The organism is Streptosporangium sp. NPDC051023, assembly GCF_040689595.1.
Taxonomy (GTDB): Bacteria; Actinomycetota; Actinomycetes; order Streptosporangiales; family Streptosporangiaceae; genus Streptosporangium.
This window is the reverse complement of the sequence record NZ_JBFBCE010000041.1, coordinates 1-23,206: the sequence shown is the minus strand read 5'-3', so window position 1 is coordinate 23,206 and position 23,206 is coordinate 1. Positions and strand designations below refer to the sequence as shown.

Sequence of the window (23,206 nt, the reverse complement as noted above, 5' to 3'; positions counted from 1 at the left end):
GAGCACCGTCATGCGACGAGATCGGTCGGACGCGTTCACTGAGCTTCAGCTAGACCATGTCAGGTTCGCCGTCGGAGACCTGGGCACAGCGGTCTCCGGTTTCACCGACGGCTACGGGTTCGCCGTTCACGCGGAGGGGACGGCGTGCGCGGCGCTCGGCGGCGGCCGGATCAGGCTGCTCCTGGCCGAGGACCCGGGCTACGTGCGCGAACACGGCGACGGGGTCGCCGACATCGCCGTGCGGGTCGACGACGCGGCCGCCGCGTTCGCCGAAGCCGTCGGCAGGGGAGCGGAGGCGGTCGCCCCGCCGGTCGAGCGGGACGGGATCGTCACCGCGACGATCGGCGGGTTCGGCGGCGTCACCCACACCTTCGTGCGGCGCCCGGACACCATGGACCCCTGGGCCCTTCCCGGCCTCACCGCGGCCGATACGCGGGGCGGCCGGGCGGACACCGGGCTGCGGGAGATCGACCACTTCGCGGTCTGCGTGCCCCCCGACTCCCTCAAGCCCGCGGTCGAGTTCTACGAACGGGTCCTGGATTTCGAGATGATCTTCGAGGAGCACGTCGTCGTCGGCGACCAGGCGATGAACTCCCAGGTGGTGCAGAGCCGCTCCGGCACGGTGACCCTGACGATGATGGAGCCCGACCTCGGCCACGAGCCGGGCCAGATCGACGACTTCCTCGCCAGACACGGCGGAGGCGGCGTGCAGCACATCGCCTTCACCTCCGACGACATCGTCGGCAGCGTCCGCGCGCTGGGTTCGCGGGGGGTCGGGTTCCTCAAGACCCCCGAGACCTACTACGACCTGGTCGGCGAGCGGCTGACGCTCGACCGGCACCCGCTCGTGGAGCTGCGCGAACTGGGCATCCTCGTGGACGCCGACCACTCGGGCCAGCTCTTCCAGATCTTCACCCGGTCCGTCCACGAGCGGGGGACGCTCTTCTTCGAGGTCATCGAACGGGCGGGGGCGCTCACCTTCGGCAGCGGCAACATCAAGGCGCTCTACACCGCGGTCGAGCGGGAACGGGCACAGGACCACGATGCGAGATGAGGCTCGCGGGGTGTCCACCGAGGAGCGCCCCCGCCCGCAGGACGCCGCGCGACCGGCCGAGGGGGCCCGCCCGCCCGCCCGGCGGGGCGGGCTCGCCCCGACCGGAGGGGAAGACATCATGACCCCGGGACATCCGCAGCGGCACTACACCCTGATCTGTCCCGTCTGCCATCGGCGGACGGCTGACGACGGGCTGGTCCTGACCTGTGGGGAGGACCACCCGGCCGCCTTCCTGCGCACGGGATACCAGGAGAGCAGGCTGACGGTCTGCCCCGACTCCGACGGCCTCTACCGGTATCGGAGGTGGCTGCCCATCACCCGGACCCTCGCGGGGGCGGGCGGCACCATCGTGTCCCGCGGCGAACGCCTGGGGCGCGCGCTGGGACTGCGCGACCTCTGGATCGCCTTCAACGGATACTGGCCCGAACGCGGCGCCCACCTGCGCAGCGCCACGTTCAAGGAACTCGAGGCGTACACCGTCCTGGGCAGGCTGCCGGACAGGCCGCCGATCCTGGTCATCCCCTCGGTCGGCAATACGGGCGCCGCCTTCGCCTCGGTCTTCGCGCAGACCGGCGGGGAGTGCGTGATCATCGTGCCGGAACGCGGCCTGCACCGGCTCGCCTCGGAGACGGAGCTTCCGTCCGCCGTACGGCTCGTCGCCCTGACCGGCGGCGACTACGACGACGCGATCGGGCTGGGGGAGAGGGTCTCCCGCCTGCCCGGGTTCCAGGCCGTCGGCGGCGCGTGGAACGTCGCCAGGAGGGACGGCCTCGCCACGGTCCTGTTGTCCGCGGCGGAGACGATGGGCAGGCTGCCGGAGTTCTACGTTCAGGCCGTCGGCAGCGCGGTCGGGGCGATAGCGGTCCACGAGGCGGCGGGCAGGCTGATCGCCTCGGGAGAGTACGGCCAGGCGCGGCCCCGCCTGCTCATGTGCCAGAACGCCTCCTACGCCCCGGTCAGGGATCTGTGGAGGTTCGGTTCCGTCGGCCGGGGGCACGCGGCCCGTGACGTCTACGCCGACGAGCTCACCAACAGGAACCCGCCCTACTTCGTGCGCGGCGGGATCAGGGACGCGCTGGCGGAGAGCGGAGGGCGCGTCCTGGTCGCGGACCACGCCTCGGCGCGCGCGGCGGCGGAGCTCTTCCTGGAGACGGAGGGGATCGACATCGAGCCTGCGGCCTCGGTCGCGCTCGCCTGCCTGCGTGAAGCCGTCGCGGGCGGTGAGGTGTCCTCGGGCGCCTCCGTGCTGCTCAACATCACCGGTGGCGGGCGGGCGCACCCCGCCCGCGCGCGTCTGCTGCGGCGGGTCGAGCCGACTCTGCGCCTCGGGCGCGAGGAACTCGGCTCGCCGGAGACCCCCGGCCGGATCGGCGCGCTCTTCCCCTCGGCCGACGGCGTCGTGCGAGCGGCCCGTGTCTGAGGTCGTACAGGAGGTCCGGCCCTCCGGACTCTGGACACGGGACTTCACGCTCTACTTCGTCGGGCGCACCGTGTCCCTGTCCGGCGGGGCGATGGTTCCGATCACGCTGTCGCTCGCCGTGCTGAAGGCCGGTCACGGGGTGGGCGGCATCGGCTATGTGCTGGGCGCCCAGCTCGGCGCGATGGCGCTGACGCTGCCCTTCGGAGGGGTGCTCGCTCACCGGCACACCCCGCGCCGGGTGATGATCGGCTCCGACACGGTCAGAGTGGTCCTCCAGATCGTGATGGCGAGCCTGTTCGCCGTCAGGACGCCCGACCTGATGCTGATCGTGGCGCTGTCGACCATGAGCGGCTGCGCGGGCGGCCTGTTCCAGCCGGGGGCGACCGCCATCGTGCCGCAGCTGGCCGGGGACGTCCAGCGGTCGAACGCGGCCCTGCGCCTGTCGCAGGCCGTCACCACGCTCGCGGGTCCCAGCCTGGCCGGCGCGCTGACCGTCGCCATCGGGGTGAGCGCGGTCTTCACCGTCAACGCGGTGACCTTCGCGGTCAGCGCCGCCTGCCTGTACGCGGTGCGCGGAGGCCGCGCCGACGCCCCGGCCGCCCACGCCACACTGCTGCGCGAACTGCGCGAGGGCTGGCAGGAGTTCCGGTCCCGCACCTGGCTCTGGAGCGTCCTGCTGGTGTGGACGCTGTTCGGCCTGCTGGTCTTCGGGCCCTTCATGACGATCAGCACGGACCTCGTGACGTCCCTGCACGGTCCCGTGGGGTACGGCGTGACCACCTCCGCCTTCGGCGGCGGAATGATCATCGGCGGGCTGCTCGGCCTGTGGCTCAAACCGGCGCGGCCCCTGGCCGTCGGCGCGGCGGGCCTGCTGTTGTTCGTCCCGGTGCCCTTCACCGTGGCGGCGGGGATGTCACTGCCCGTGCTGGTTCTGGCCGCCGTCGGCGGCGGCACCGGCTTCGCCTTCTGGAGCGTCATGTGGGCGACGACCGTGCAGACGCGGGTGCCCGCGGACGCGCTGAGCCGGGTCGCCGCGTACGACGTCGCCGGTTCGATGATCAGCATTCCGCTCGGCAGGATGCTGGTCGGCCCGCTGACGATGCTCACCGGCCTGCGCGAGGTCCTGTACCTGGCCTCCGCCCTGGCCGCGGCGAGCTGCCTGTGCCTGTTGCTGATCCCGTCGGTCCGGCGCATGACGCGAGCCCCCGATGTCACGTGAAGGGGGGACCGGTGAGGCCGGTGCGCGGACGCGCCGCTTTTCCTCGGCCGTGGAATCGCCCGAGGCGTTTTCTCCGCTTCTCCTGAATGACGGTACATCCGCGGGAGTCGTCGCGGCGTGCGGGAAACCGGCCGCTGGAGCCGCCGTACGCATTCTTCGGAGAAGACGGCCTCCGTGCCCAGAAGAACGCGCCGTGCCCGCGGCGAAGGAATGTTTTCAGGAAACCCGCCCTCACGGCGCGCCGTGCGGGCTGAATCCGCCCACTCCCTGTCGGGAAGGCCGCGCGACCGGTCGCGGCCTGCCTTCACACCCCCGGAGCCGGGGAAATCCCCCGGCCTTCCCGAAAGGAAAAACACATGTCTCTCACCGAGCAGGAGATCGTCGGCGCCCTCGGAATGATCGTCTATGAGGTGACCGACATCCCCGCCGCGGAGGTCACGCTGGACAAGCGCTTCGTCCAGGACCTCGACATCGACTCGCTGGCCATGGCGGAGATCCTTGTCGAGGCGCATTCCAAGTTCGGCATCGAGATCCCCGACGAGCGGCTCAGGGAGCTGTCGACGGTCAAGGACATCGTCGCCTACATCCAGCAGGAGCAAGAGGTCGCGCGGTGAGGGGCGGTCGCCGGCGTGTGATGGTCACCGGGCTCGGGGCGACCACTCCGGTCGGCGGAGACGTCGCCACCACCTGGTCGGCACTCCTCGAAGGCCGTTCCGGCGTGAGCGGCCTCGGCGGCGGGTGGGTGACCGACTCGCCGGTGACCATCGCCGCCAAGGCCGCCGTCGACCCGGCCGAGACGCTCTCCCGCATCGAGGTCCGCAGGCTGGACCGGTGCGAGCAGTTCGGGCTCGTCGCCGCTCGCGAAGCGTGGGCGGACGCCGGGCTCGGGGAGGGCGGGGTCGATCCGGAACGCCTCGGCGTGGTCGTCGCCAGCGGCATCGGCGGTGTCATGACGACGATCTCCGCCTATGACTCCTACCGTGAGAACGGCTGGCAGAGCGTCTCGCCGCTCACGGTGCCCAAGCTCATGCCGAACGGCCCCGCCGGATGGATCGGGCTTGAGTTTCGGGCGATGGCGGGAGTCCACGGGATGGTGAGCGCCTGCGCGTCCGGCGCGGACGCCGTCGCCTACGGGATCGACATGATCCGGCTGGGCAGGGCCGACGTCATCCTGGCGGGCGGGACGGAGGCGGTGATCCATCCGCTGACCCTGGTGGCGTTCGCGGCGATGCACGCGCTGTCGACCCGCAACGACGATCCGGCGCGCGCGTCCCGACCCTTCGACAAGGAGAGGGACGGGTTCGTGCTCGGTGAGGGAGCCGGGATCGTCGTGCTGGAGGCGGAGGAGCACGCGCGGGCGCGTGGTATCCGTGTCTACGCCGAGGCCGCGGGAGCTGGATGCTCGGGCGACGCCTACCACATCGCCAAGCCGAACCCCTCCGGCGAGGGGGCGGTGCTGTCGATGCGCAGGGCGATCGCCGACGCGGACCTGTCGCCCTCCGACGTGGTGCACGTGAACGCGCACGCCACCTCGACCCCCGCGGGGGACGTCATGGAGGTCACCGCGATCCGCAAGGTCCTCGGCGACCACCCCGTGCTGACCGCGACCAAGTCGATGACGGGGCATCTTCTCGGGGGAGCCGGGGGCGTCGCGTCGGTCGTGGCCGTCCGCACCCTGTACGACAGGATGATCCACCCCACGGCGAACCTCGACGAACTCGACAGCGCCATCGTGGCAGACGTCGCCCGCGGTGAGCCGCGTCCGCTGCCCGGGGCCGGGCCTGTCGGGGTGCTCAGCAATTCATTCGGATTCGGGGGACATAACGCTTCTCTTATCTTCACAGGTGTCTGATGGAGCACGGAAGGCGCGTCGGCCCGGGAGCCCCGCTCCCGGGCCATCGATGATCAGGATTTATGGTACGGCCTTCGTGGGTTCGATGGATGAATGGTGAAGGTAGGTGCCAAAGAGGGGAATGACGGCTTATGTCGTCTTCCTTTTCTGAATTCCTGACTGTCTATCACGAAAGCTGTTAATTTAGGACAGGTGACGTGTCGCCGTAACGGACATCATTGATGTGAGGAGCGCAATCCATAATGACCGCACTGGCCAGGTTGAGCCTCGCCAACCGCAGCCTCGTGATTATGATCGCGCTGGTGATCAGCGCTTTCGGGGCGTACACGATCCCCTCGTTGAAGCAGCAGTTGCTGCCGTCGCTGGAGTTTCCCAACGCCACGATCGGCGCGGCCTACGCGGGTGCCTCCCCGGAGATCGTCGAGGAGGAGGTGACCGAGCCGATCGAGGACAGCCTCAGGGGCATCCAGGGCATCACCGAGACGACCTCGACCTCGACCGACGGGTTCGCCCGGGTCCAGGTCGCCTTCGACTACGGCACCGACATCGACGCCTCGGTCCGTGAGATCGAGGAGGCGGTCGGCCGTCTGGACGCCACGCTGCCCGACGGCGTCAATCCGCAGGTGCGGGCGGGCAGCACCGACGACTTCCCGGCGCTTGTCCTCGCCGTGGGGGACGGCGGCGACCAGCGTGAGATGTTCGACAAGCTGGAAAAGATCGTGGTCCCCGAGATCCAGGGGTTCGACGGGGTGCGAGAGGCGACCGTCACCGGCTCCCGGGGGAAGGTCGTGGAGATCACGCCGGACGACGACGAGCTCAAGAAGAAGGGGATCCCGGTCACCGCGATCCCGGCGCTGCTCGAGGCCAACGGCCTGTCGCTCCCCGCGGGGACGCTCACCGAGAAGGGCACGGCCATGACCGTGCAGATCGGCAACCGGATCGGGACGGCCAAGGACCTGCGAAACCTCTACCTCACCCGGACGGTCCCGCCGGCTCCGGTCGCCCCGGCGGCCGGCGCGGGCCGTCAGGGAGCGCGCCCCGCGCCGAAGCCGCCGCAGCCCAAGCTCGAGGCCGTCAAGCTCGACGACGTCGCCGACGTCACGGTGAAGGACGCCGAAGCCACCACGCTGACCAGGACGAACGGCAGGCCCAGCCTGGGTGTCTCGATCAAGATGGGTGACGACGGCAACGTCGTCGCCATCTCCCACGAGGTCCGAGGCAAGATCTCCGACTGGGCCGCGCGGCTCGGCAAGGGCTCGGAGATCAACGTGGTCTACGACCAGGCGCCGTACGTCGAGCGCTCGATCGAGGACCTCACGACGGAGGGACTGCTCGGCCTCGCGTTCGCGGTCCTCGTCATCCTGGTCTTCCTGTTGTCGCTGCGCTCGACCCTCGTGACCGCGCTGTCGATCCCGCTGTCACTGGTCATCGCACTCATCGCGCTCTCCGGCTTCAACTACTCGCTCAACCTGCTGACTCTCGGCGCGCTCACCATCGCGGTCGGCCGGGTCGTCGACGACTCGATCGTGGTGCTGGAGAACATCAAACGCCACCTCGGGTACGGCGAGCCGAAACGCGACGCCATCCTGGCCGCGGTGCGCGAGGTGGCCAGCGCGGTCACCGCGTCGACGGTGACCACGGTCGTGGTGTTCCTGCCGATCGCGTTCGTCAGCGGCCTGGTGGGAGAGTTGTTCGCCTCGTTCGCGGTCACCGTCTCGGTGGCGCTCGTCGCCTCACTGCTGGTCTCGCTCACCGTGATCCCCGTGCTGGCCTATTGGTTCCTCAAGTCGCGTCCGCTCTCGCTCCAGGAGGCGCAGGCCGTACGGGACCGTGAGCTGCGCAGCCCGCTGCAGCGGATGTATCTGCCGGTGCTGCGCTTCGCCACCCGGTTCCGCTTCGTCACCCTGGTGCTCGGGATCGCCATCCTCGCGGGCTCGGGGACCCTGCTGCCCGGCCTGAGGACCAACCTCCTCAACTCGACCGGCAGGGACACCATCACGATCACGCAGCGGATGGCGCCCGGCACCGACCTGACCACGACGGACGCCGCGGCGAAGAAGGTCGAGCAGGTGCTCGGCTCGGTGGAGGGGGTCAGGTCCTACCAGGTCAACGTCGGCTCGGGCGGTCTGCGCAGCCTGGGGGGCAACGGCACGAGCACCGCGTCGTACTCGCTGACCGTCAAGGACTACCGCGCGACCCCCACGCTGGAGCAGACCCTGCGCGACAGACTGGCATCCCTGCCCGGCATCGGGGATATCACGGTCGGCGGCCCGCAGGGCGGCGGCGTCACCCCCTCCGACCAGCTCAAGGTCATCGTGTACGGCACGGACGCCGACGATCTGAAGACCGGCGGCGAGGCCGTCGCGACCGCGATGGGCTCGGTCACCGGTGTGCGGGACGTCAGCTCCAACCTGGCCGACAGCGCGCCCCGCGTCCAGGTGTCGGTCAACCGGGAGGACGCGGCCAAGCACGGACTCAGCGAGGCGCAGATCGGCCAGGTGGTCGCCCAGCAGTTGCAGGGCAGGCCGATCGGTGAGATGAACGTCGACGGCAGGGCCAGCGACATCCTGCTCAGGGGGGACGCCTCTCCCGACGACATCGGCGCCATCAAGGACCTGGAGCTGCCGACATCGACCGGCTCCGAGGTGAAGCTGTCAGAGGTCGCCTCAGTGAAGAAGGTGGACGGCCCCCAGGAGATCACCCGGACCGACGGCGACCGCACCGCGGTCGTCACGGGCACCGCGGACAGCGGCAACCTGGGCAACATCACCGCGGGGCTGACCAGGAAGCTGAAGAGCCTGTCCCTTCCCTCCGGGGTGACCTACAGCATCGGCGGCGCCAGCGCCGACCAGCAGGATGCGTTCAACCAGCTCGGGGTGGCCATGATCGCCGCGATCGCGATCGTCTTCATGGTCATGGTCGCGACGTTCAGGAGTGTCGTGCAGCCGATCATCCTGCTGGTCTCCATCCCGTTCGCCGCGACCGGGGCCATCGTGGCGCTGCGGGTGACCGACACCCCGCTGGGCGTCTCGGCGCTGATCGGCATGCTGATGCTGATCGGCATCGTGGTCACCAACGCGATCGTCCTGATCGACCTGATCAACCAGTACCGGGCTCAGGGGCTCGGTGTCGTCGAGGCCGTACTCGAGGGCGGCCGCAGGCGGCTGCGGCCCATCCTGATGACGGCCCTGGCCACGGTCTGCGCGCTCGTCCCGATGGCCGTCGGCCTGACGGGCTCCGGCGGGTTCATCTCCCAGGCGCTGGCCATCGTGGTGATCGGCGGACTCGTCTCGTCCACGCTGCTCACCCTGGTGCTCGTGCCGACGCTGTACACCGTCTTCGAGCGCACGAAGGAGCGCTTCCGCCGCGGGCCCAGGCCCAAGCCCGCTCCCCGGTCTGATCCCGAGCCCGGTCCCGAGCCCGCGGCGAAGGCCAACGGAAAGCCCAACGGAAAGCCCAACGGAAAGCAGGGAATCGCGACCTGAAAGGGGCGGCGAGCACCGGCCTGGTGCGGGGACGGCGCGTACGGCCGTTCCCGCACCCTTGTCAGTCCGCTGTCAGTCCGCTGTCAGTCCGCGATGTAGTCGATCGACTCGACCCAGTAGCCCGCCCCCGCCGACACCCTGCGCGTGTGCATGAACATGGCGCCGCCCTCGTAGGAGTAGGCGCACCGCTTGCCGCCGCGCTCGGGCTCGCATCCCTGGAAGGTGTAGCCGACGCCGCCGTACCTGGTCCGGAACAGCGTTCCCACCGCCTTGGCGGACGCGATCTCCAGGCCGCGGTTCCTGTCGCCCGCCTTCCAGGCGCCGAAGAGGTACTTCGCGGCCTTGTCGGCGACCGTGACATGCCGTGACTCGTAGACCTTGGTCACCTTCGGTCCCGAAACGATCATCAGGATCCCGTTGAGGCCGCCCGGCACGCGGACACTGGTGTGGACGAACCGGCACGCGTTGCCGGTACAGCCGTCGAACCGGTCCGGCGCCCGGTAGGGGTATCCGAACAGCGTGTTCACCGCGGCGGGCGTGGCGACGGCGGACGCCGCGTCACGATCGGCCCTCAGCCAGGCCTTGAACAGCGTGTTCGCCACGCTGGACGGCTGCGCCACGGCGCCCCGCGCTCCCTCGCGCACCGTGCCGGCCGGCTTCACCGCCGTGCCGGCCTCCACCCGCGCCTGTGCCTGCGCCGGTGCGGAAAACACCAGCGCACCCGCGGCAGCCAGTACGGCGGCGGCCTTCGATCCACGCATCGCCACTCCTTCTCACGCGGGAGCCCGTTGTAGCCTCCCGCACAAGGACGTCGAAGCGGCCCGGCCGGTTCACCCGGACGTGAAAGCCCGTAAGGAGGGCTTGCGCGTCAGGGCCTCGTCCCGGCCCTCGCGGCCGGTGCGGGGCACGTGATCCGGGTAACCGGCCGGAGACCGGTTCGGGACGGCCGAGGTCGGAGACATCCCTGTTACGGGATGCCTGAGCCTGTGGCGCCGCCGTGGTCTGCGGCGCCGTTGAGAGGAGTCGTGCGATGGGGATCAGCGATAACACGGAGATCTACCTCAAGGCACGTGATCTGCTGCTGGGGCTGGGCGGGGACTACGCGGAGGCGGTTCGGCGGTTCGCCTGGCCGCGGTTCGACGGTCCCTTCAACTGGGCGGTCGACTGGTTCGACGCCATCGCGCGTGGCAACGACCGTACGGCGCTGTGGGTCGTCGAGGAGGACGGCTCCGAGGTCCGTCACACCTTCGACGAGATGGCCCGGCGATCGGACCAGGTCGCGGCCTTTCTCGCGGCGTTGGGGGTCTCGCGGGGCGACCGGGTGATGCTCATGCTCGACAACCAGGTCGAGCTGTGGGAGGCGATGCTGGGCGTGATGAAGCTGGGCGCGGTGATCCTGCCCGCGACCACCGCTTTGGGGGCCGCCGACCTGCCGGACCGCATCGACAGGGGCGGCGCCCGATTCGTGATCGCCAACGCCGCCGACACCGCCAAGTTCGAGGACGTGCCGGGGGACTACACCCGGATCTGCGTGGACGGCGCCCCCGCGGGCTGGGTCCCCTACCGCGAGGCCTACGCCCTCGACGCGCCTCCCGCGGCACATCCGGGCACCGCGCCCGACGACCCGCTGCTGCTGTACTTCACCTCGGGGACCACGAGCAGGCCCAAGCTGGTCGAGCACACCCAGGTGTCCTACCCGGTCGGTCACCTGTCGACGGCCTACTGGATCGGGGTGCGGCCAGGGGACGTGCACCTGAACATCAGCTCCCCGGGGTGGGCCAAGCACGCCTGGAGTTGTTTCTTCGCGCCCTGGATCGCTGAGGCGACGATCTTCGTCTACAACTACGGCAGGTTCGACGCCGGTGCCCTGCTTGAGCAGGTCCGCAGGGCGGGGGTGACGACGTTCTGTGCGCCGCCCACGGTCTGGCGGATGATGATAAAGGCGGATTTGTCGGGTGGACCGGGAGGGTTGAGAGAGGTGGTCTCCGCGGGGGAGCCGCTCAACCCGGAGGTGATCGAACAGGTCCGCGACCAGTGGGGGCTGACGATCCGCGATGGCTTCGGCCAGACCGAGATCACGCTGTCGGTCGGCAACGTGCCGGGGATGCCGGTCAAGCCGGGGTCGATGGGCCTGCCCATGCCCGGGGTGCCGGTCGTGCTGGTCGACCCCGTCACCGGTGAACAAGCCGAGGAGGGGGAGATCTGCGTCGACCTGAGCGCCCGGCCGGTCTCGCTGATGACCGGCTACCAGGGCGATGAGCGGCGCAACGCCGAGGCCATGGCCGGTGGCTACTATCACACCGGTGACGTGGCCGTCCGAGACGCCGACGGCTACATCTTCTACGTCGGCCGCACCGACGACGTGTTCAAGGCCTCCGACTACAAGATCTCCCCCTTCGAGCTGGAGAGCGTGCTCATCGAGCATCCCGCCGTGGCCGAGGCCGCCGTTGTGCCCGCGCCCGACGAGCTCCGCCTCGCCGTGCCGAAGGCGTACGTCACATTGGCGGCGGGGTGGGAGGCGAACAGGGAGACCGCGCTGGCGATCCTGCGCCACGCCCGCGAGAGGCTCGCGCCGTACCAGCGGGTGCGCCGCCTGGAGTTCTCCGGACTGCCCAAAACGGTGTCCGGCAAGATCCGCCGCGTCGAGTTGCGAGGCCGCGAGGAGCAGGCCGCCGCAGAGGGCGAGGCCCTCTCCGAATGGCGCGACGACCAGTTCCCCGAACTCCGCTCCTGAGGATCCGTCTCCGGCGGGTTCCGGCGCCGCGGCCACTGTCGCCCTCCGTGAACACTCGATGACGCGTTCTTTCTGAATCGGCGGGTTGGGTGACCGGAAGTGGACAGGTATGTCACCTCGGTAGCGGATACTGCCTGGTCCGGGGCAGATGAAGACGCTCGGCCTGTTCACCCTCGCCACCGGCTGCCACCCGGCGCGGCCGGTCGCGCGACCTCTCTAGCGGTGTCGGTGGTTTCGGTGGCGAAGGTGGGCGCGCACAGTGGACGAACGAACGGCGGGCAACGTGGCGGCGGCGCGGGAGCTGGCCCGGCGGCTGCCGTACTGGACGGTCTGGTACGGCCGGCACACCGGGAACTTCTGGGCGATGCCGGTGGCCGTTCACCTGGCCACCGCGCCGCACGTCGAGGCGCCGACCCCGCAGGAACTGGAGAGCACGGTCAGGCACATGGAGTATCTCGTCGCACGTGCCGCGTCCTCGAAGAAGGCCTCGCCGGGAGGCGCGGAGGAGGTGTCGAGACAGGTGCCGCCGTACGGCGGCCATCCCGCGACGGAGCCCGGCCCTTTCGACGGGAACGTGCGGGACAGGCCGCCGGGAACGGGGAGTCCGGCACCGAGGCATGCGGCGGAGGCGTCACAGTGATGGCTGGGCGGGCGCTGGCGGATCTGCGCAGGGAACTCCACGCGCTCGGGATGACGACCGAGGAACGCGACGTGTTCCTGACGCGGTCCGGCGATCCGATGCTCAGCCTCGCGCCGGGACTGATCGTGTGGGCCGGGTCGGAGTGGTTCCGGTGGATCGGGGAGCGGAACAGATGGCGCTATCACACGACCGGCGACCCGGCCGGAGCGGCCCGGCTGGTTCGCCGGGTTTATGAGCGCCTTTGAATGGACCTCTCCGGAGAGTCATGACCTCGGGACTTCTTCGCCGAATCCGGTGAGATGCCCGGGGAACCACCGGAACGCTTAGGTTTCGCTGGGATCGTCGGTGGCCTGATGTGAAGTTTCGCGTTTCGGTGACGATCCTGGCGTGGAAAAGGGTCCGATGCGGAGACCGGCCGTGCGCCGCCCGCCGTCAGATGTTGGCGCCACCGTCGACGGTGAACGTGGTGCCCGTGGTGAATCCGGACTCGGGACCTGCCAGGTAGGCGACCACCGCGGCGATCTCCGCGGTGGTTCCGAAGCGGCCGACGGCGGTGATCCCCCGAAGATGCTCGACGAGCTCGGGGTCCTCGGGGATCATCTCGGTTGCGATGGGGCCCGGTGCGATCAGATTGACCGTGATGCCTCGGGGACCGAGCTCGAAGGCCACCGCCTTGGTGAATCCCGTCAGCGCGGCCTTGGTCAGCGAGTACACGCTCTGGCCCACCATGGAAACCCGTTCGCCCTGACAGCTGCCCACATTGATGATCCGTCCGCCTTCGCCCAGGTGCCGGGTCGCGGCCTGGGTGGTGACGAACACCGCCCGCACGTTCACCGCGATGACACGGTCGAAGTCTTCCAGGGACACGTCCTGGAAGGGCCCCCCGGCCCAGATGCCGGCGTTGTTGACGAGGATGTCGAGCCTGCCGAATTCGGCGGCCGTCCGTTCCACGGCCGCGACCGCGGCCTCATGGTCGGCGGCGTCCGCCTGGATGGCCAGGCCGCGCCTCCCCAGAGAACCGATCTCCTCGACGACGCCGTTCGCGCGCTTCTCGTCCTGGACGTAGGTCACCGCGACGTCCGCCCCGTGGGAGGCCAGACGGCGAGCGATTTCGGCGCCGATTCCCCGGCCCCCACCGGTTATCAAGGCTACTTTTCCGGTCAGTTCAGGCATGTCAGGTCCTTTCGGCGTGATGCCGGGGAGTGGTTTTCGCGGCTTAACGCCATTGTGGCGCACCGAGCTCGCATGATTAATCGGCCGGGTCGGCACTTAATTCAGATCTTAATCGAGATTCCGGCGGAGAAAAAAGGTCGTGTGACCCATGTCACATCGCGGCGATTCGGGTCGTTTTCGAATCGAATGAAATTACCGGGATCGTGGAACGGTCGGGGCTTCGTGACCTGGGAAGATGGAAGTGATCTGTGGTATTGCCAGCCCTTTGTTAACCGAATGTAAACGCATTTCTCTCGGCTTGAGAGAAGCCATTGATCCGGGTCTGAGACTTGTGGGTGCCCTGCCGTCGACGAGGTCGCGGGCCTCGTTTCAGACGGTCACACGACGGCTCTCCGAATGTGCCGGGCCTTCGGTCGTGCATTCGCTCGCTCGCCGGGGCCGCGGAGCCTGGCGTGGGCGGAGTCGACGCCCTTCTCCGAGGGGGGCTTCTTTCTGCCCTTTTGCGGCACGCGGACGTCCCTTGTGCGGCACGCGGACGCGCTCGCCGTCACCGGCGTAGCCCTGTCGGCAGGCGTGACCGGACCGGCGGTCTTCAGAGGGCGCGGGATGTCCGCGATCGTCCGGCGGCGGCGGATGAGACCGGACAGGTAGAACGAGGTCTGGGGTGACAACGGCGGCGCGGTACGGCAGGACGACACCCGACGCCTCTGGCGCATGGGTTGGTCTTGATCGACAAGCCTTCTACCAGGGCTTCTTTCTTTGTCGATCAGGTGGCGCACGCCGTACCGCGGCCATGAACCTGCGACCCCGGGTTAAAAACGACTCAACGTGCTCTGGCTGTCACGGCCGTGTGTTTACGGCTTTCTGGCGACTCCGCAGAACTGGGACACCTCGGCGGGCTCGCCCCACGGGCCGCCCTCGTGACGCCATCTCGAGCAGGAGACCACGCCGGGTTCCAGTAGATCCAGGCCCTCGAAGAACCTGGCGATGTGTGTGCGGCCCCGGGACACGATCGGGGTGCCGCCTCGTTCCATGAACCGCCGCATCGCCTCGTCCATGGCGTCGCCGTGGACCTCGGAGGTGGCGTGCGCGATCGCCAGGTAGCTGCCGGAGGGCACGGCGTCGACCAACTCGCGCATGATCTGCTCGGCCTCGTCGTCGTCGACGATGTGGTGCAGGATGCCCAGCAGCATCAGCGCCACGGGTTCGGTGAAGTCGAGTGTCTCGGCGGCGATTTCCAGGATGCCGCCGGGTTCGCGCAGGTCGGCGTCGATGTAGTTGGTCGCGCCCTCCGGAGTGCCGACGAGCAGGGCACGGGCGTGCGCCAGCACCAGCGGGTCGTTGTCGACGTAGACGATCCGGCTCTCCGGGGCGATCCGTTGCGCGACCTCATGGGTGTTGTCGAAGGTCGGCAGGCCCGTTCCGATGTCGAGGAACTGGCGAATCCCGGCCTCGGCGACCATGTGACGGACGCAGCGGCCGAGGAAGGCCCGGTCGGCGCGGGCGGAGTCGACGATGCCGGGAATGAGCTGCTCGACCATGTCCCCGGCGTCCCGGTCGGCGGGATAGTTGTCCTTCCCGCCCAGCCAGTAGTTCCAGATGCGGGCCGAGTGTGGTCGGTCGGCGCCGATGTCCACGGGGAGCCGGTCTGGCTCGCGTGAGGAGTTCATGGGGCGTGTTCCGTTCGTACGGTATGCGCGCCGGATGTGACAACCGTAGTTGATCACGCCCGTCATGATCTCAGCAAACCTTCTTTCCTGATGATGCGGAAAGTGTTACATCCGGGTGGTGGGGGAGCGGGGCCGTCCGCTGGACGGGCTCAAGGGAGGCGGTCTCCGGGCAGGCGGCCGTACGGCGCGGGTCGGGCGGAGCCGGGTCCCCGAGAGAGCGGTTGCCCCGCGGGCCGCCGGTCGAGGAGTCGGAGCCGGTCCCCCGGGGAAGTGGTTGTCCGAGGGGCCGGTCACACGAGGGACCGGCCGTCCGAGGAGTGATCCGGGAGGCTTTGTGGCATACGACGTGGCGGCCGTACGGGCGCACTTTCCCGCGCTGGAAGAGGGGGCGGCGCACTTCGACGGGCCGGGCGGCTCGCAGACCCCGGACGTGGTCGCCGACGCCGTGGCCGGGACGCTGCGCTCCGCCATCGCCAACCGGGGGGTCATGACCGCGGCCGAGCGTCGTGCCGACGAGATCGTGACCGAAGCGCGCCAGGCGATGGCCGACCTGCTCGCGGGCACGCCGGGCGGCATGGTGTTCGGCCGGAGCATGACGCAGCTGACCTACGACATGGCCCGCGCGCTGGCCAAGGAATGGCAGCCCGGCGACGAGGTCGTGGTCACCACGCTGGACCACGATGCGAACATCCGGCCGTGGGTGCAGGCCGCGCAGGCGCGCGGCGTCACGGTGCGCCGCGCCGACTTCGACCCGCGGAGCGGCGAACTGGATGTCGCCGCGGTCGCGGACCTGCTCACCGAACGCACCAGGGTCGTCGCCGTCACGGCCGCCTCGAACCTGCTGGGCACCCGTCCCGACATCCCGGCGATCGCCGAGCGGGCGCACGCGGCCGGGGCGCTCCTCTACATCGACGGGGTGCACCTGACGCCGCACAGCCTGATCGACGTCGGGCTGCTCGGCGCCGACTTCTATGCCTGCTCGCCGTACAAGTTTCTCGGCCCACACCTGGGTGTGCTCGCCGCGGACCCCGCCCTCCTGGAGACCATCCATCCCGACAAGCTGCTGCCCTCGAGCGACGCGGTGCCCGAGCGGTTCGAGCTGGGCACGCTGCCCTACGAGCTCCTCTCGGGTACCACGGCGGCGGTCGACTTTCTCGCCGGTCTCGTGCCGGGTGAGGGGAGCAGGCGCGAGCGGCTCGCCCGTTCGATGGCCGCGCTCGAGGGGCACGAGCGGGCCATGCTCGAACGGCTCGAGACCGGCCTGGCCGAGATCGCCGGGGTGACCACGTATGGCGCGGAGGGGCGCAGCCGTACCCCGACCACGTTGTTCACCCTCGACGATGTCGCGCCCGCCGACACCTACCGCCTCCTGGCCGAGCGCGGGGTCAACGCGCCGGCGAGCACCTTCTACGCGCTGGAGTGTTCCCGCAGGCTGGGCCTCGGCGACACGGGCGCGGTCCGCGCCGGGATCGCCCCCTACACCGACGAGTCGGACGTTGACCGGCTGCTGAAAGGCGTGCGCGAGCTGGCGGGCTGAACGCACGGCCCGTCACGCCCGTGCGGGTCGCACGGCCGTGAGGTGTCGCGGCGGATGGCTCCGCGTCGTCAGGCGGGCGTGTGGGCGACGGCGCCGGCGCGTCGCGCGACCACCTCGCGAACGGTGACGAGCGCCAGCACGACGATGCAGCTCAGGTCGAACACGATGCTCAGCGTCGACAGGTCGGGGCGGGCCGCCGCGTTGGGCAGGATGAGCCCGAGGAAGGCTGACTTGGCGAGGATGGCGGCGGGGGCGGCGGCCAGCCGGACGGGCGGGAAGAAGGCGGCCCAGATGAGGGCGGCGCCCAGCAGCAACTGGAGCACGCCGCGGTGCTGCAGCAGCGCCAAGACCATGGGGCCGGGGTCGGAAACCCCGTAGTTCATCTCCAGCATGGCGGTGTTGACCAGGGCGAGTATGGGGAGCGTGGTGATCAGGCCCGTCACCGTGAAGGCGGCGCGGACCGCGGTCTCGCCACGGGAGGTCGAGGGCATGAGGTGGGCTCCAATCCATCAGTGTGAGTGATCGTCAGCCTAGCTGACGGGTTTCTCGCCTTTCAAGGTCGCCACCGGGCGGTCGCGCCTGATGTTGCGCGCCGTACACAAGTTGCTGCGCTGGTGCGGGCCGTCCACGCCGCGGTCCCGCGGGGGTGTGCCGTCCTGCGCGTCTGTCTCGTGAGGTGTTCACGCTGCCCGTGAGGGTGGAGAGAGTGCCCGGCCCGCCTTCGGGAGCCTCGATTTCCTACAACCAACATTCTAGGTAGATAAAGTGGGTTTTCGGTTATCATGAGCACATGGGAGCATTGCTCGATCTTGTGCAGCTACGTACTTTCGTCGCCATCGCGGAGTGTGGCGGCTTCGGCCGGGCGGCGTCCGCGCTGCGGACGAGCCAGCCCACGGTGAGCCAGCACGTGCGATCCCTGGAACGCGTCGTCGGGCAGCCGCTGGTCGAGAGAGCGGGCCGGCTGACCAGGTTCACCGCGGCGGGTGAGGCACTGCTCGCCGAGGCGCGACGGCTCCTCGCCGCGCACGACGAGGCGATGTGCAGGCTCGGGGCCGAACGGCCTCCCACACTGACCGTCGGAGCCATCGAGCACACAGCTTCCCCGGTGCTGCCCGATCTGCTCACCGTGCTGATGGCCGCCCTGCCGGGGCACGACGTGGTCTTCCGGCTGGATCGCAGCACGGTCCTGGCGGAGGCGACACTGCGCGGGACGCTGGACATGGCGCTGATCCTCGGCGCGGTCGCCAACGTGGGAGGGACAGAGGTCGGCTCCCTGCCGCTGCGCTGGCTGGCCGCGCCGGGTTGGAGGCCGCCCGCCCCGGGCGAGCCGCTGGCGCTGGTCGCCTTCCAGGAGCCGTGCGGGCTGCGCCAGCAGGCCGTGCGCACCCTGGAGAGGCTCGGCTGGATCGTACGGATCACCACGGAGTCGGCCAACCTGGACGGCGTCCTCACCGCGACCAGGGCGAGGCTCGGGATCGCCTTGCTGCCGACCGCGTGTGGCGTCCCACAGGGGCTGGACGAGCTTCACCAGCTGCCCCCGCAGGGCACGCTGGGGCTGCGCCTGCTCAGTCGACAGGGCCTGAACCCCGCCATCGAGGCGTTCGCGGGTGACACCCTGCGCAGCTTCTTCTCCGCGGTGCCGCACTCCCGCGCGTATCTCGCCGACCTCCCGGCCGACGAGGAAACCGCCGGACGAGGCGGGCTGGACCCAGACCGGCAGGGACGGCTAGCGCGTGAAGGACGGCAAGCAGCCCACCCTGACCTGGCCCTTCTGGGCAGAGGGGAACACAGAGGGGAACAAGGAGCAGCGTGACGTCCTGAGACTCACCTCCGCCACGGACCTGAAAGGCCCGACATGACCTCAACCACTCCTGAACCCAGCCGGCACAGCCCGCACTCCGGCGAGACCGGAGTGTCGCGGGCCGTCGTCGTGACGGGCGCGGCCTCGGGAATCGGCCGGGCCACCGTCGAACTGTTCGCCGAGCGGGGAGTCGGCGTCGTCGCCGTCGACCACGACGAGCGCGCCCTCAAGGAGGTCGCCCGGCTCGACCGGGTCGTGCCTCTGGCCGGTGACGTGTCGGAGGAGGCGACCAACTACACCGCGGTCGCGCTGGCCGTCGAGGAGTTCGGCAGGCTCGACGCCGTCGTGCTCAACGCCGGGATCGGCGGCACCCGTCCCTTCGAGACACCTGGCGCGATCGAGGCCGCCGATCGGATCCTCGCGGTCAACCTGCGCGGCCCGATCTTGGGAATCCAGGCGGCGGCCCCCCTGCTGCGCGCCGGAGGCGGCGGATCCATCGTGGTGACCGCCTCGGTCGCCGGGCTGCGCGCCGACCCTGGCAATTGGGCGTACAACGCCTCGAAGGGAGCCCTGATCAACCTGGTGCGGGCCGCCGCCATCGACTACGCCACGCAGGGAATCCGGGTGAACGCTCTGGCCCCCGGGCTCACCTGGACCGGGATCAACGCCGGGGTGCGGCAGGCCCCGATCTTCACGGCGGAGATCGAGCGGCGCATCCCGCTGCAGCGGTTCGCGGAGCCCCGCGAGCAGGCGGAGGCCATCTGGTTCCTGGCCTCGCCCGCCGCCTCCTACATCACCGGGACGACGCTGGTCGCAGACGGTGGCCTCGACGCCAGTCTGGGGGTGCTCCCCCTGCCGGGTGCGTTCCGGTGACGCCTGTTCCCAGCACACCATCTTCCCAGCACACCATCGGGCAAGGAGCTGTCGATGAGCACGACGCAGACCAGCCGCGGCACGGCTGAGATCAACCGGGCCGTGGCCAGGCGCTTCTACGAGGAGGTCGTCTCCCAGGGACGCCTCGAGGTCCTCGACGAGATCGTCGCCGAGGACGGCACGGACGCGGCGGGATCCGCGCGCGGAGGCGGCGGGCGCGCAGGCTTCGTCCAGCACATCACCTGGCTGCGCTCCGCGGTCGAGGGTGTGACGGCCACGGTGACGGACACGGTCGCCGAGGACGACCGGGTCGTCGTCTACTGGACGATCGAGGGGGTGCAGCGCGGAGAGGTGTTCGGTGCCCCGCCGAGCGGGCGCCGGTTCGTCGGCCAGAGCATCAGCACGATCAGGTTCCGCGACGGCCAGATCATCGAGTACGAGGTCCTTCCCGACCGGCTGGGCATCGTGCAGCAACTCGTCGGCTGAACGGCGGGCGGCCGCGTACGGCGCCCCCTGGAATTCGCCGATGGGAGGGGGCGCCACGTCGTACCCGCGCTCGGTGAACAGCATCGTGCTCACGCGCCCGATCCCGGCACCGGTCACGACCATTGACCGTCTGGTCAAACCGCCGGCCTGCTGATCCACGATCTGATCGCCTGGGCAGTGGTGTCCGAATGCTCCTCCAAGATGGTGAAGTGGTCACCGGGGATGTCGACGGACTCGTGCGTGACCGGCCAGTACGCCCGCCAGTCCAGACGGCCCTCCGGGTTGATGACGGTGCCGCGCAGCGGCTCGGCCGCGCGCAGCAGCAGGGTCGGCGTCTCGACCGGCTTCGGCTGCCACCCGACGAAGAGCCGGTTGTAGGCGCCCATCCTGGTCAGCTTGCTGTCGTGCAGCGTCATGTCGAAGCGGTCGATTCGCTCCAGCATCCCGTCGATCATGCTGCCCAGCCACCACTCCAGGCCCTCCTGATCCGGGGCGTCGATCGGGTAGCTGTCGATCAGCGCGAGCCCGGCGGGCACCAGGCCCTGGTCCTCGAGCGCGACGGTGACCGCGTGCGCGACACAGCCGCCCATCGAGCGGCCGACGATCACGAATGGCTCGTCCTCGCCGACGCAGGCGCGCAGGCCTTCCACGTTCATCTGGATGAACGTCTCCAGCGAGTCGGGCAGCGCCTCGTCCTCCCCGTCGGTGAACCCGGGAGGGGGCACCACGTACACGTTCCGCTCGTCCCGGAAGGTCTGCCCTAACCGCGAGTACTCGTGCGGCCCCGAGATCGCGCTGAGCGCGGGAAAGCACACCAGGGACACCCGGCCCGGCCCGGTGGCCAGCTTGATCGGAGCCGGCGCGTGCCGGTCGCGCGCGGCCGCGTCGAACCGGCCGCGCACGTGCGACGCCGCCAGCAGCAGTTCCGCCGCCTCAGCGTTCTTGCCCGCGTCGTGCATCTGCCGGTAGATCGTGACCAGCCCGCCCGTCGTCTGCTGTGCGCCGGTACGGCCAGCCCGCCCGCCCGCCTCCCGCGCCGTGTCCCCGATCTCCCGGTCCAGGAGGTCGGCTATGGCCTGGGGGGTCGGGTGGTCGAAGGTGAGGGTCGCGGGCAGGCGCAGGCCGCTGGCGGTGCTGAGGCGGTTGCGCAGCTCGACGGAGGTCAGCGAGTCCAGGCCCAGCTCGAGGAGCGCGCGGTCACCGGCAATGGTGTCGGGGGCCGGATGGTCGAGCACCGCTCCGACCTCGCCGCGCACCAGCTCCAGCAGAACAGCCGCGCGTCCCTCGCGGTCGAGCCCGGCCAGCCGACCGGCCAGCGAGGCCGGTCCGACGCCCGCACCGGTGCGGGCGTCGGACCGGGAGGCCTTGACGAGACCACGCAGCAGCGGCGCGGGCGCCGTGTCCACACTGGCCGCCAGGAGGGTGGGAACCACGACCGAAATCGGTGTCCGCCCGAAGACGGCGGCGTCGAACAGGGCCAGCGCCTGCTCCGTCGGCAGCGGGCGCAGGCCGGTGCGCGCGATGCGCGCCTGGTCGGCCGAGGTTGGCCGGGCGGTGATGCCGCTCGCCTGCTCCCAGAGTCCCCAGGCGAGGGAGACGGTCCTGGGGTGCTGGGTGGCGAGGGCGTCGAGGTAGGTGTTCGCCGCGGCGTATGTGGCCTGGGCGGCTCCGCCGAGGAGGCCGGAGACGGAGGAGAACAGGACAATGGCGGGAGCGGGGGAGTGGTCGCGGGTGAGGTGCTGCAGGAGCCACGCGCTGTTGATTTTCTGAGCCAGGACGGGGTGGAGGCGTTCGGGAGTGAGGGACGCCAGGGGAGCGTCGTCGGTGACACCCGCCGTGTGGACGATGGCGGTGAGCGGATGGTCGGCGGGAACGGCCTCCAGCAGCGCGGTCAGCGCGGCGGGGTCGGTGACGTCGGCCGCGGTGACGGTGACGGTGGCGCCGAGTGCGGTGAGTTCGGCGCGCAGGTCGTCTGCGCCCGGGGTTTCCGCGCCGCGTCTGCCGGTGAGGAGGAGGTTGCGGACGCCGTGGGCGGTGACGAGATGACGGGCCAGGAACGCGTCCAGGGGGCCGAGTTCACCGGTGATCAGAACGGTGCCGTCGGGATCCCACCGACGTGCCTCGCCCTGGGAGCCGGTCCCACCGCCCGACACCGTGCCCGCTTCCGTTTCTGCCTGGGCGTTCGTCTCCTCATCCGCTCGGACACCCCCGTCTGCCAGGATGCCGGGGACGGGGAGGGGAGCAAGGCGGGGGACGAGCGCGGATCCCCCGCGCAGGGCGAACTGCGGTTCGTCGGCGGCCAGGGCCGCGGCGACGGCGGAGGGCAGGTTCTCCAGCGAGCGCGGGGCGTCGTCCAGGTCGGCAAGCAGGACGCGGCCGGGGCTCTCCGTCTGGGCCGAGCGGGTGAGGCCCCAGACGGGGGCGGTGGTCAGGTCGGAGGGCTCGTCGCCCGTGGTGACGGCGTCGCGGGTCAGCACCAGCAGGCGGGTGTCGTGCCAGCGGTCGTCACCGAGCCAGTGCTGGAGGGCGGCCAGCACATGCTCGACGTTGCGGTGGGCGCCGGTCACGGGGGTGCTCCGGCCGGTGACGGGGAGCACCACGAGGGCGGGGACGGGTTCTCCGGCGTCGACGGCGTCTGCGAGGGTGCCGAGGTCGGCGAACAGCGAGGTGGTCACTCCGGCCTCACGAAGCCCGTCGTACAGCGACCGCTCTCCCAGCACCGCCCATGCCTCGCGCCCGGCGCTCCCGGGGGCGAGCGGGGACCACTTCACGTGGAACAGCCCGTTCTCCCCGACCGGTTCCGCCTCGCGTAACTGGTCGGCCGAGCCGAGTCCCAGCCCCGACACATCACCCGCTCCGCCCGCCGGCGGTTGCGCCCACAGCCGTTCCCTCTGGAAGGCGTAGGTGGGTAGGTCGATGACCTGCGGGTTGTGGGGGAGGGTGGCGGGCCAGTTGATGGGGGTGCCGTGGGTGTGGAGGTGGGCGGCGGCGGTGAGGGCGGTGGTGGTTTCGGGTTTGTTGCGGCGGAGGGTTGGGATGGCGTGGATGGTGTGGCCGGTGTCGGTGTTGGTGGTGTGGAGGGTTTCGGTGGCGAAGGCGGTGAGGATGGGGTCGGGGCCGAGTTCGAGGAAGGTGGTGGTGCCGGTTTGGGTGGCTGTTTGGAGGAGGTCGTGGAAGCGGACGGGGTGGCGGAGGTGGTTGGTCCAGTAGGTGGGGGAGGTGAGTTGTTCGGGGGTGGCGTGGGTGCCGGTGTGGTCGGAGA

At 70.2% G+C, this 23,206-nt stretch carries 18 protein-coding genes and 1 pseudogene; 13 read left to right on the top strand and 6 right to left on the bottom strand.

Going from position 1 to position 23,206, the window contains the following annotated elements; translation table 11 throughout:
• Positions 1-10 precede the first annotated feature (10 nt).
• The 6 genes from hppD (at position 11) to AB0395_RS25815 (ending at position 9,030) form a co-directional block, all read left to right on the top strand.
• The gene (hppD, locus tag AB0395_RS25840) at positions 11-1,054 is read left to right on the top strand and encodes a 4-hydroxyphenylpyruvate dioxygenase (protein ID WP_366284775.1); all 1,044 of its coding nucleotides are present in this window, start codon (positions 11-13) and stop codon (positions 1,052-1,054) included.
• The gene (locus AB0395_RS25835; RefSeq protein ID WP_366284773.1) at positions 1,044-2,474 is read left to right on the top strand and encodes a cysteate synthase; all 1,431 of its coding nucleotides are present in this window, start codon (positions 1,044-1,046) and stop codon (positions 2,472-2,474) included. The genes hppD and AB0395_RS25835 overlap by 11 nt, the downstream gene beginning before the upstream one ends.
• Positions 2,467-3,693, top strand: a complete 1,227-nt coding sequence (locus AB0395_RS25830) for an MFS transporter (RefSeq protein ID WP_366284770.1) — start codon at positions 2,467-2,469, stop codon at positions 3,691-3,693. The genes AB0395_RS25835 and AB0395_RS25830 overlap by 8 nt, the downstream gene beginning before the upstream one ends.
• 356 nt (positions 3,694-4,049) lie before the next feature.
• Positions 4,050-4,307, top strand: coding sequence for an acyl carrier protein (locus AB0395_RS25825; protein ID WP_366284767.1), 258 nt, complete (start codon positions 4,050-4,052; stop codon positions 4,305-4,307).
• A 20-nt stretch (positions 4,308-4,327) separates the two neighbouring features.
• Complete coding sequence (locus AB0395_RS25820; protein WP_366284855.1) at positions 4,328-5,545, top strand: beta-ketoacyl-[acyl-carrier-protein] synthase family protein; 1,218 nt, start codon at positions 4,328-4,330, stop codon at positions 5,543-5,545.
• 242 nt (positions 5,546-5,787) lie between these two features.
• Positions 5,788-9,030, top strand: coding sequence for an efflux RND transporter permease subunit (locus tag AB0395_RS25815; protein ID WP_366284764.1), 3,243 nt, complete (start codon positions 5,788-5,790; stop codon positions 9,028-9,030).
• A gap of 83 nt (positions 9,031-9,113) precedes the next feature.
• Here the strand turns inward: AB0395_RS25815 and AB0395_RS25810 are convergent, their stop codons facing one another.
• Positions 9,114-9,791, bottom strand: a complete 678-nt coding sequence (locus AB0395_RS25810; RefSeq protein ID WP_366284763.1) for a hypothetical protein — start codon at positions 9,789-9,791, stop codon at positions 9,114-9,116.
• Positions 9,792-10,060: 269 nt separating this feature from the next.
• Between AB0395_RS25810 and AB0395_RS25805 the strand changes: the two genes are divergently transcribed.
• From AB0395_RS25805 to AB0395_RS25795, 3 genes are all read left to right on the top strand, one after another.
• Positions 10,061-11,764, top strand: a complete 1,704-nt coding sequence (locus tag AB0395_RS25805) for an AMP-binding protein (RefSeq protein ID WP_366284760.1) — start codon at positions 10,061-10,063, stop codon at positions 11,762-11,764.
• A gap of 259 nt (positions 11,765-12,023) precedes the next feature.
• Complete coding sequence (locus AB0395_RS25800) at positions 12,024-12,404, top strand: hypothetical protein (RefSeq protein WP_366284758.1); 381 nt, start codon at positions 12,024-12,026, stop codon at positions 12,402-12,404.
• Positions 12,404-12,649: a hypothetical protein gene (locus tag AB0395_RS25795; RefSeq protein ID WP_366284756.1), complete on the top strand. Its 246-nt coding sequence runs from the start codon at positions 12,404-12,406 to the stop codon at positions 12,647-12,649. Before AB0395_RS25800 ends, AB0395_RS25795 begins: the two co-directional genes overlap by 1 nt.
• A 187-nt stretch (positions 12,650-12,836) precedes the next feature.
• On the opposite strand, the gene AB0395_RS25790 is transcribed toward AB0395_RS25795, so the two are convergent.
• The 3 genes and pseudogenes from AB0395_RS25790 to AB0395_RS25780 all read right to left on the bottom strand — a co-directional run bounded on the left by AB0395_RS25790 (position 12,837) and on the right by AB0395_RS25780 (position 15,247).
• Entirely contained in the window at positions 12,837-13,577 is a 741-nt protein-coding gene (locus AB0395_RS25790; RefSeq protein ID WP_366284753.1) for an SDR family oxidoreductase, read from the bottom strand.
• A 389-nt stretch (positions 13,578-13,966) separates the two neighbouring features.
• Positions 13,967-14,083 (bottom strand): annotated as a pseudogene (locus AB0395_RS25785) (IS5/IS1182 family transposase); the annotation flags it as partial.
• A 348-nt stretch (positions 14,084-14,431) separates the two neighbouring features.
• Positions 14,432-15,247 carry an SAM-dependent methyltransferase gene (locus AB0395_RS25780; protein ID WP_366284751.1) on the bottom strand — a complete coding sequence of 272 codons (816 nt, stop codon included), beginning with the start codon at positions 15,245-15,247 and terminating at the stop codon, positions 14,432-14,434.
• 334 nt (positions 15,248-15,581) lie between these two features.
• Here AB0395_RS25780 and AB0395_RS25775 point away from each other — a divergent pair, with 334 nt between their 5' ends.
• Positions 15,582-16,784 carry a cysteine desulfurase-like protein gene (locus AB0395_RS25775; protein WP_366284749.1) on the top strand — a complete coding sequence of 401 codons (1,203 nt, stop codon included), beginning with the start codon at positions 15,582-15,584 and terminating at the stop codon, positions 16,782-16,784.
• A gap of 68 nt (positions 16,785-16,852) precedes the next feature.
• Here the strand turns inward: AB0395_RS25775 and AB0395_RS25770 are convergent, their stop codons facing one another.
• Complete coding sequence (locus AB0395_RS25770; protein ID WP_366284746.1) at positions 16,853-17,275, bottom strand: hypothetical protein; 423 nt, start codon at positions 17,273-17,275, stop codon at positions 16,853-16,855.
• A 299-nt stretch (positions 17,276-17,574) separates the two neighbouring features.
• Here AB0395_RS25770 and AB0395_RS25765 point away from each other — a divergent pair, with 299 nt between their 5' ends.
• Genes AB0395_RS25765 through AB0395_RS25755 form a run of 3 tightly spaced genes read left to right on the top strand, consistent with a single transcriptional unit; the run spans position 17,575 to position 19,944 of the window.
• Positions 17,575-18,597 (top strand): LysR family transcriptional regulator, encoded by a 1,023-nt coding sequence (locus AB0395_RS25765; protein WP_366284743.1) that lies wholly within the window; start codon positions 17,575-17,577, stop codon positions 18,595-18,597.
• A 42-nt stretch (positions 18,598-18,639) separates the two neighbouring features.
• Positions 18,640-19,458 (top strand): SDR family oxidoreductase, encoded by an 819-nt coding sequence (locus AB0395_RS25760; RefSeq protein ID WP_366284741.1) that lies wholly within the window; start codon positions 18,640-18,642, stop codon positions 19,456-19,458.
• 54 nt (positions 19,459-19,512) lie between these two features.
• Positions 19,513-19,944, top strand: a complete 432-nt coding sequence (locus tag AB0395_RS25755; protein WP_366284739.1) for an ester cyclase — start codon at positions 19,513-19,515, stop codon at positions 19,942-19,944.
• Positions 19,945-20,078: 134 nt separating this feature from the next.
• On the opposite strand, the gene AB0395_RS25750 is transcribed toward AB0395_RS25755, so the two are convergent.
• Positions 20,079-23,206, bottom strand: a 3,128-nt coding sequence (locus AB0395_RS25750) for an SDR family NAD(P)-dependent oxidoreductase (RefSeq protein WP_366284736.1), incomplete at its 5' end; no start/stop codon positions are given.

Coding starts and splice junctions, on each gene's coding strand:
- AB0395_RS25815 (WP_366284764.1), top strand. CDS start 5,788: ATGACCGCACTGGCCAGGTTGAGCCTCGCCAACCGCAGCCTCGTGATT.
- hppD (WP_366284775.1), top strand. CDS start 11: ATGCGACGAGATCGGTCGGACGCGTTCACTGAGCTTCAGCTAGACCAT.
- AB0395_RS25765 (WP_366284743.1), top strand. CDS start 17,575: ATGGGAGCATTGCTCGATCTTGTGCAGCTACGTACTTTCGTCGCCATC.
- AB0395_RS25780 (WP_366284751.1), bottom strand. CDS start 15,247: ATGAACTCCTCACGCGAGCCAGACCGGCTCCCCGTGGACATCGGCGCC.
- AB0395_RS25795 (WP_366284756.1), top strand. CDS start 12,404: ATGGCTGGGCGGGCGCTGGCGGATCTGCGCAGGGAACTCCACGCGCTC.
- AB0395_RS25760 (WP_366284741.1), top strand. CDS start 18,640: ATGACCTCAACCACTCCTGAACCCAGCCGGCACAGCCCGCACTCCGGC.
- AB0395_RS25810 (WP_366284763.1), bottom strand. CDS start 9,791: ATGCGTGGATCGAAGGCCGCCGCCGTACTGGCTGCCGCGGGTGCGCTG.
- AB0395_RS25825 (WP_366284767.1), top strand. CDS start 4,050: ATGTCTCTCACCGAGCAGGAGATCGTCGGCGCCCTCGGAATGATCGTC.
- AB0395_RS25805 (WP_366284760.1), top strand. CDS start 10,061: ATGGGGATCAGCGATAACACGGAGATCTACCTCAAGGCACGTGATCTG.
- AB0395_RS25790 (WP_366284753.1), bottom strand. CDS start 13,577: ATGCCTGAACTGACCGGAAAAGTAGCCTTGATAACCGGTGGGGGCCGG.
- AB0395_RS25820 (WP_366284855.1), top strand. CDS start 4,328: ATGGTCACCGGGCTCGGGGCGACCACTCCGGTCGGCGGAGACGTCGCC.
- AB0395_RS25755 (WP_366284739.1), top strand. CDS start 19,513: ATGAGCACGACGCAGACCAGCCGCGGCACGGCTGAGATCAACCGGGCC.
- AB0395_RS25835 (WP_366284773.1), top strand. CDS start 1,044: ATGCGAGATGAGGCTCGCGGGGTGTCCACCGAGGAGCGCCCCCGCCCG.
- AB0395_RS25770 (WP_366284746.1), bottom strand. CDS start 17,275: ATGCCCTCGACCTCCCGTGGCGAGACCGCGGTCCGCGCCGCCTTCACG.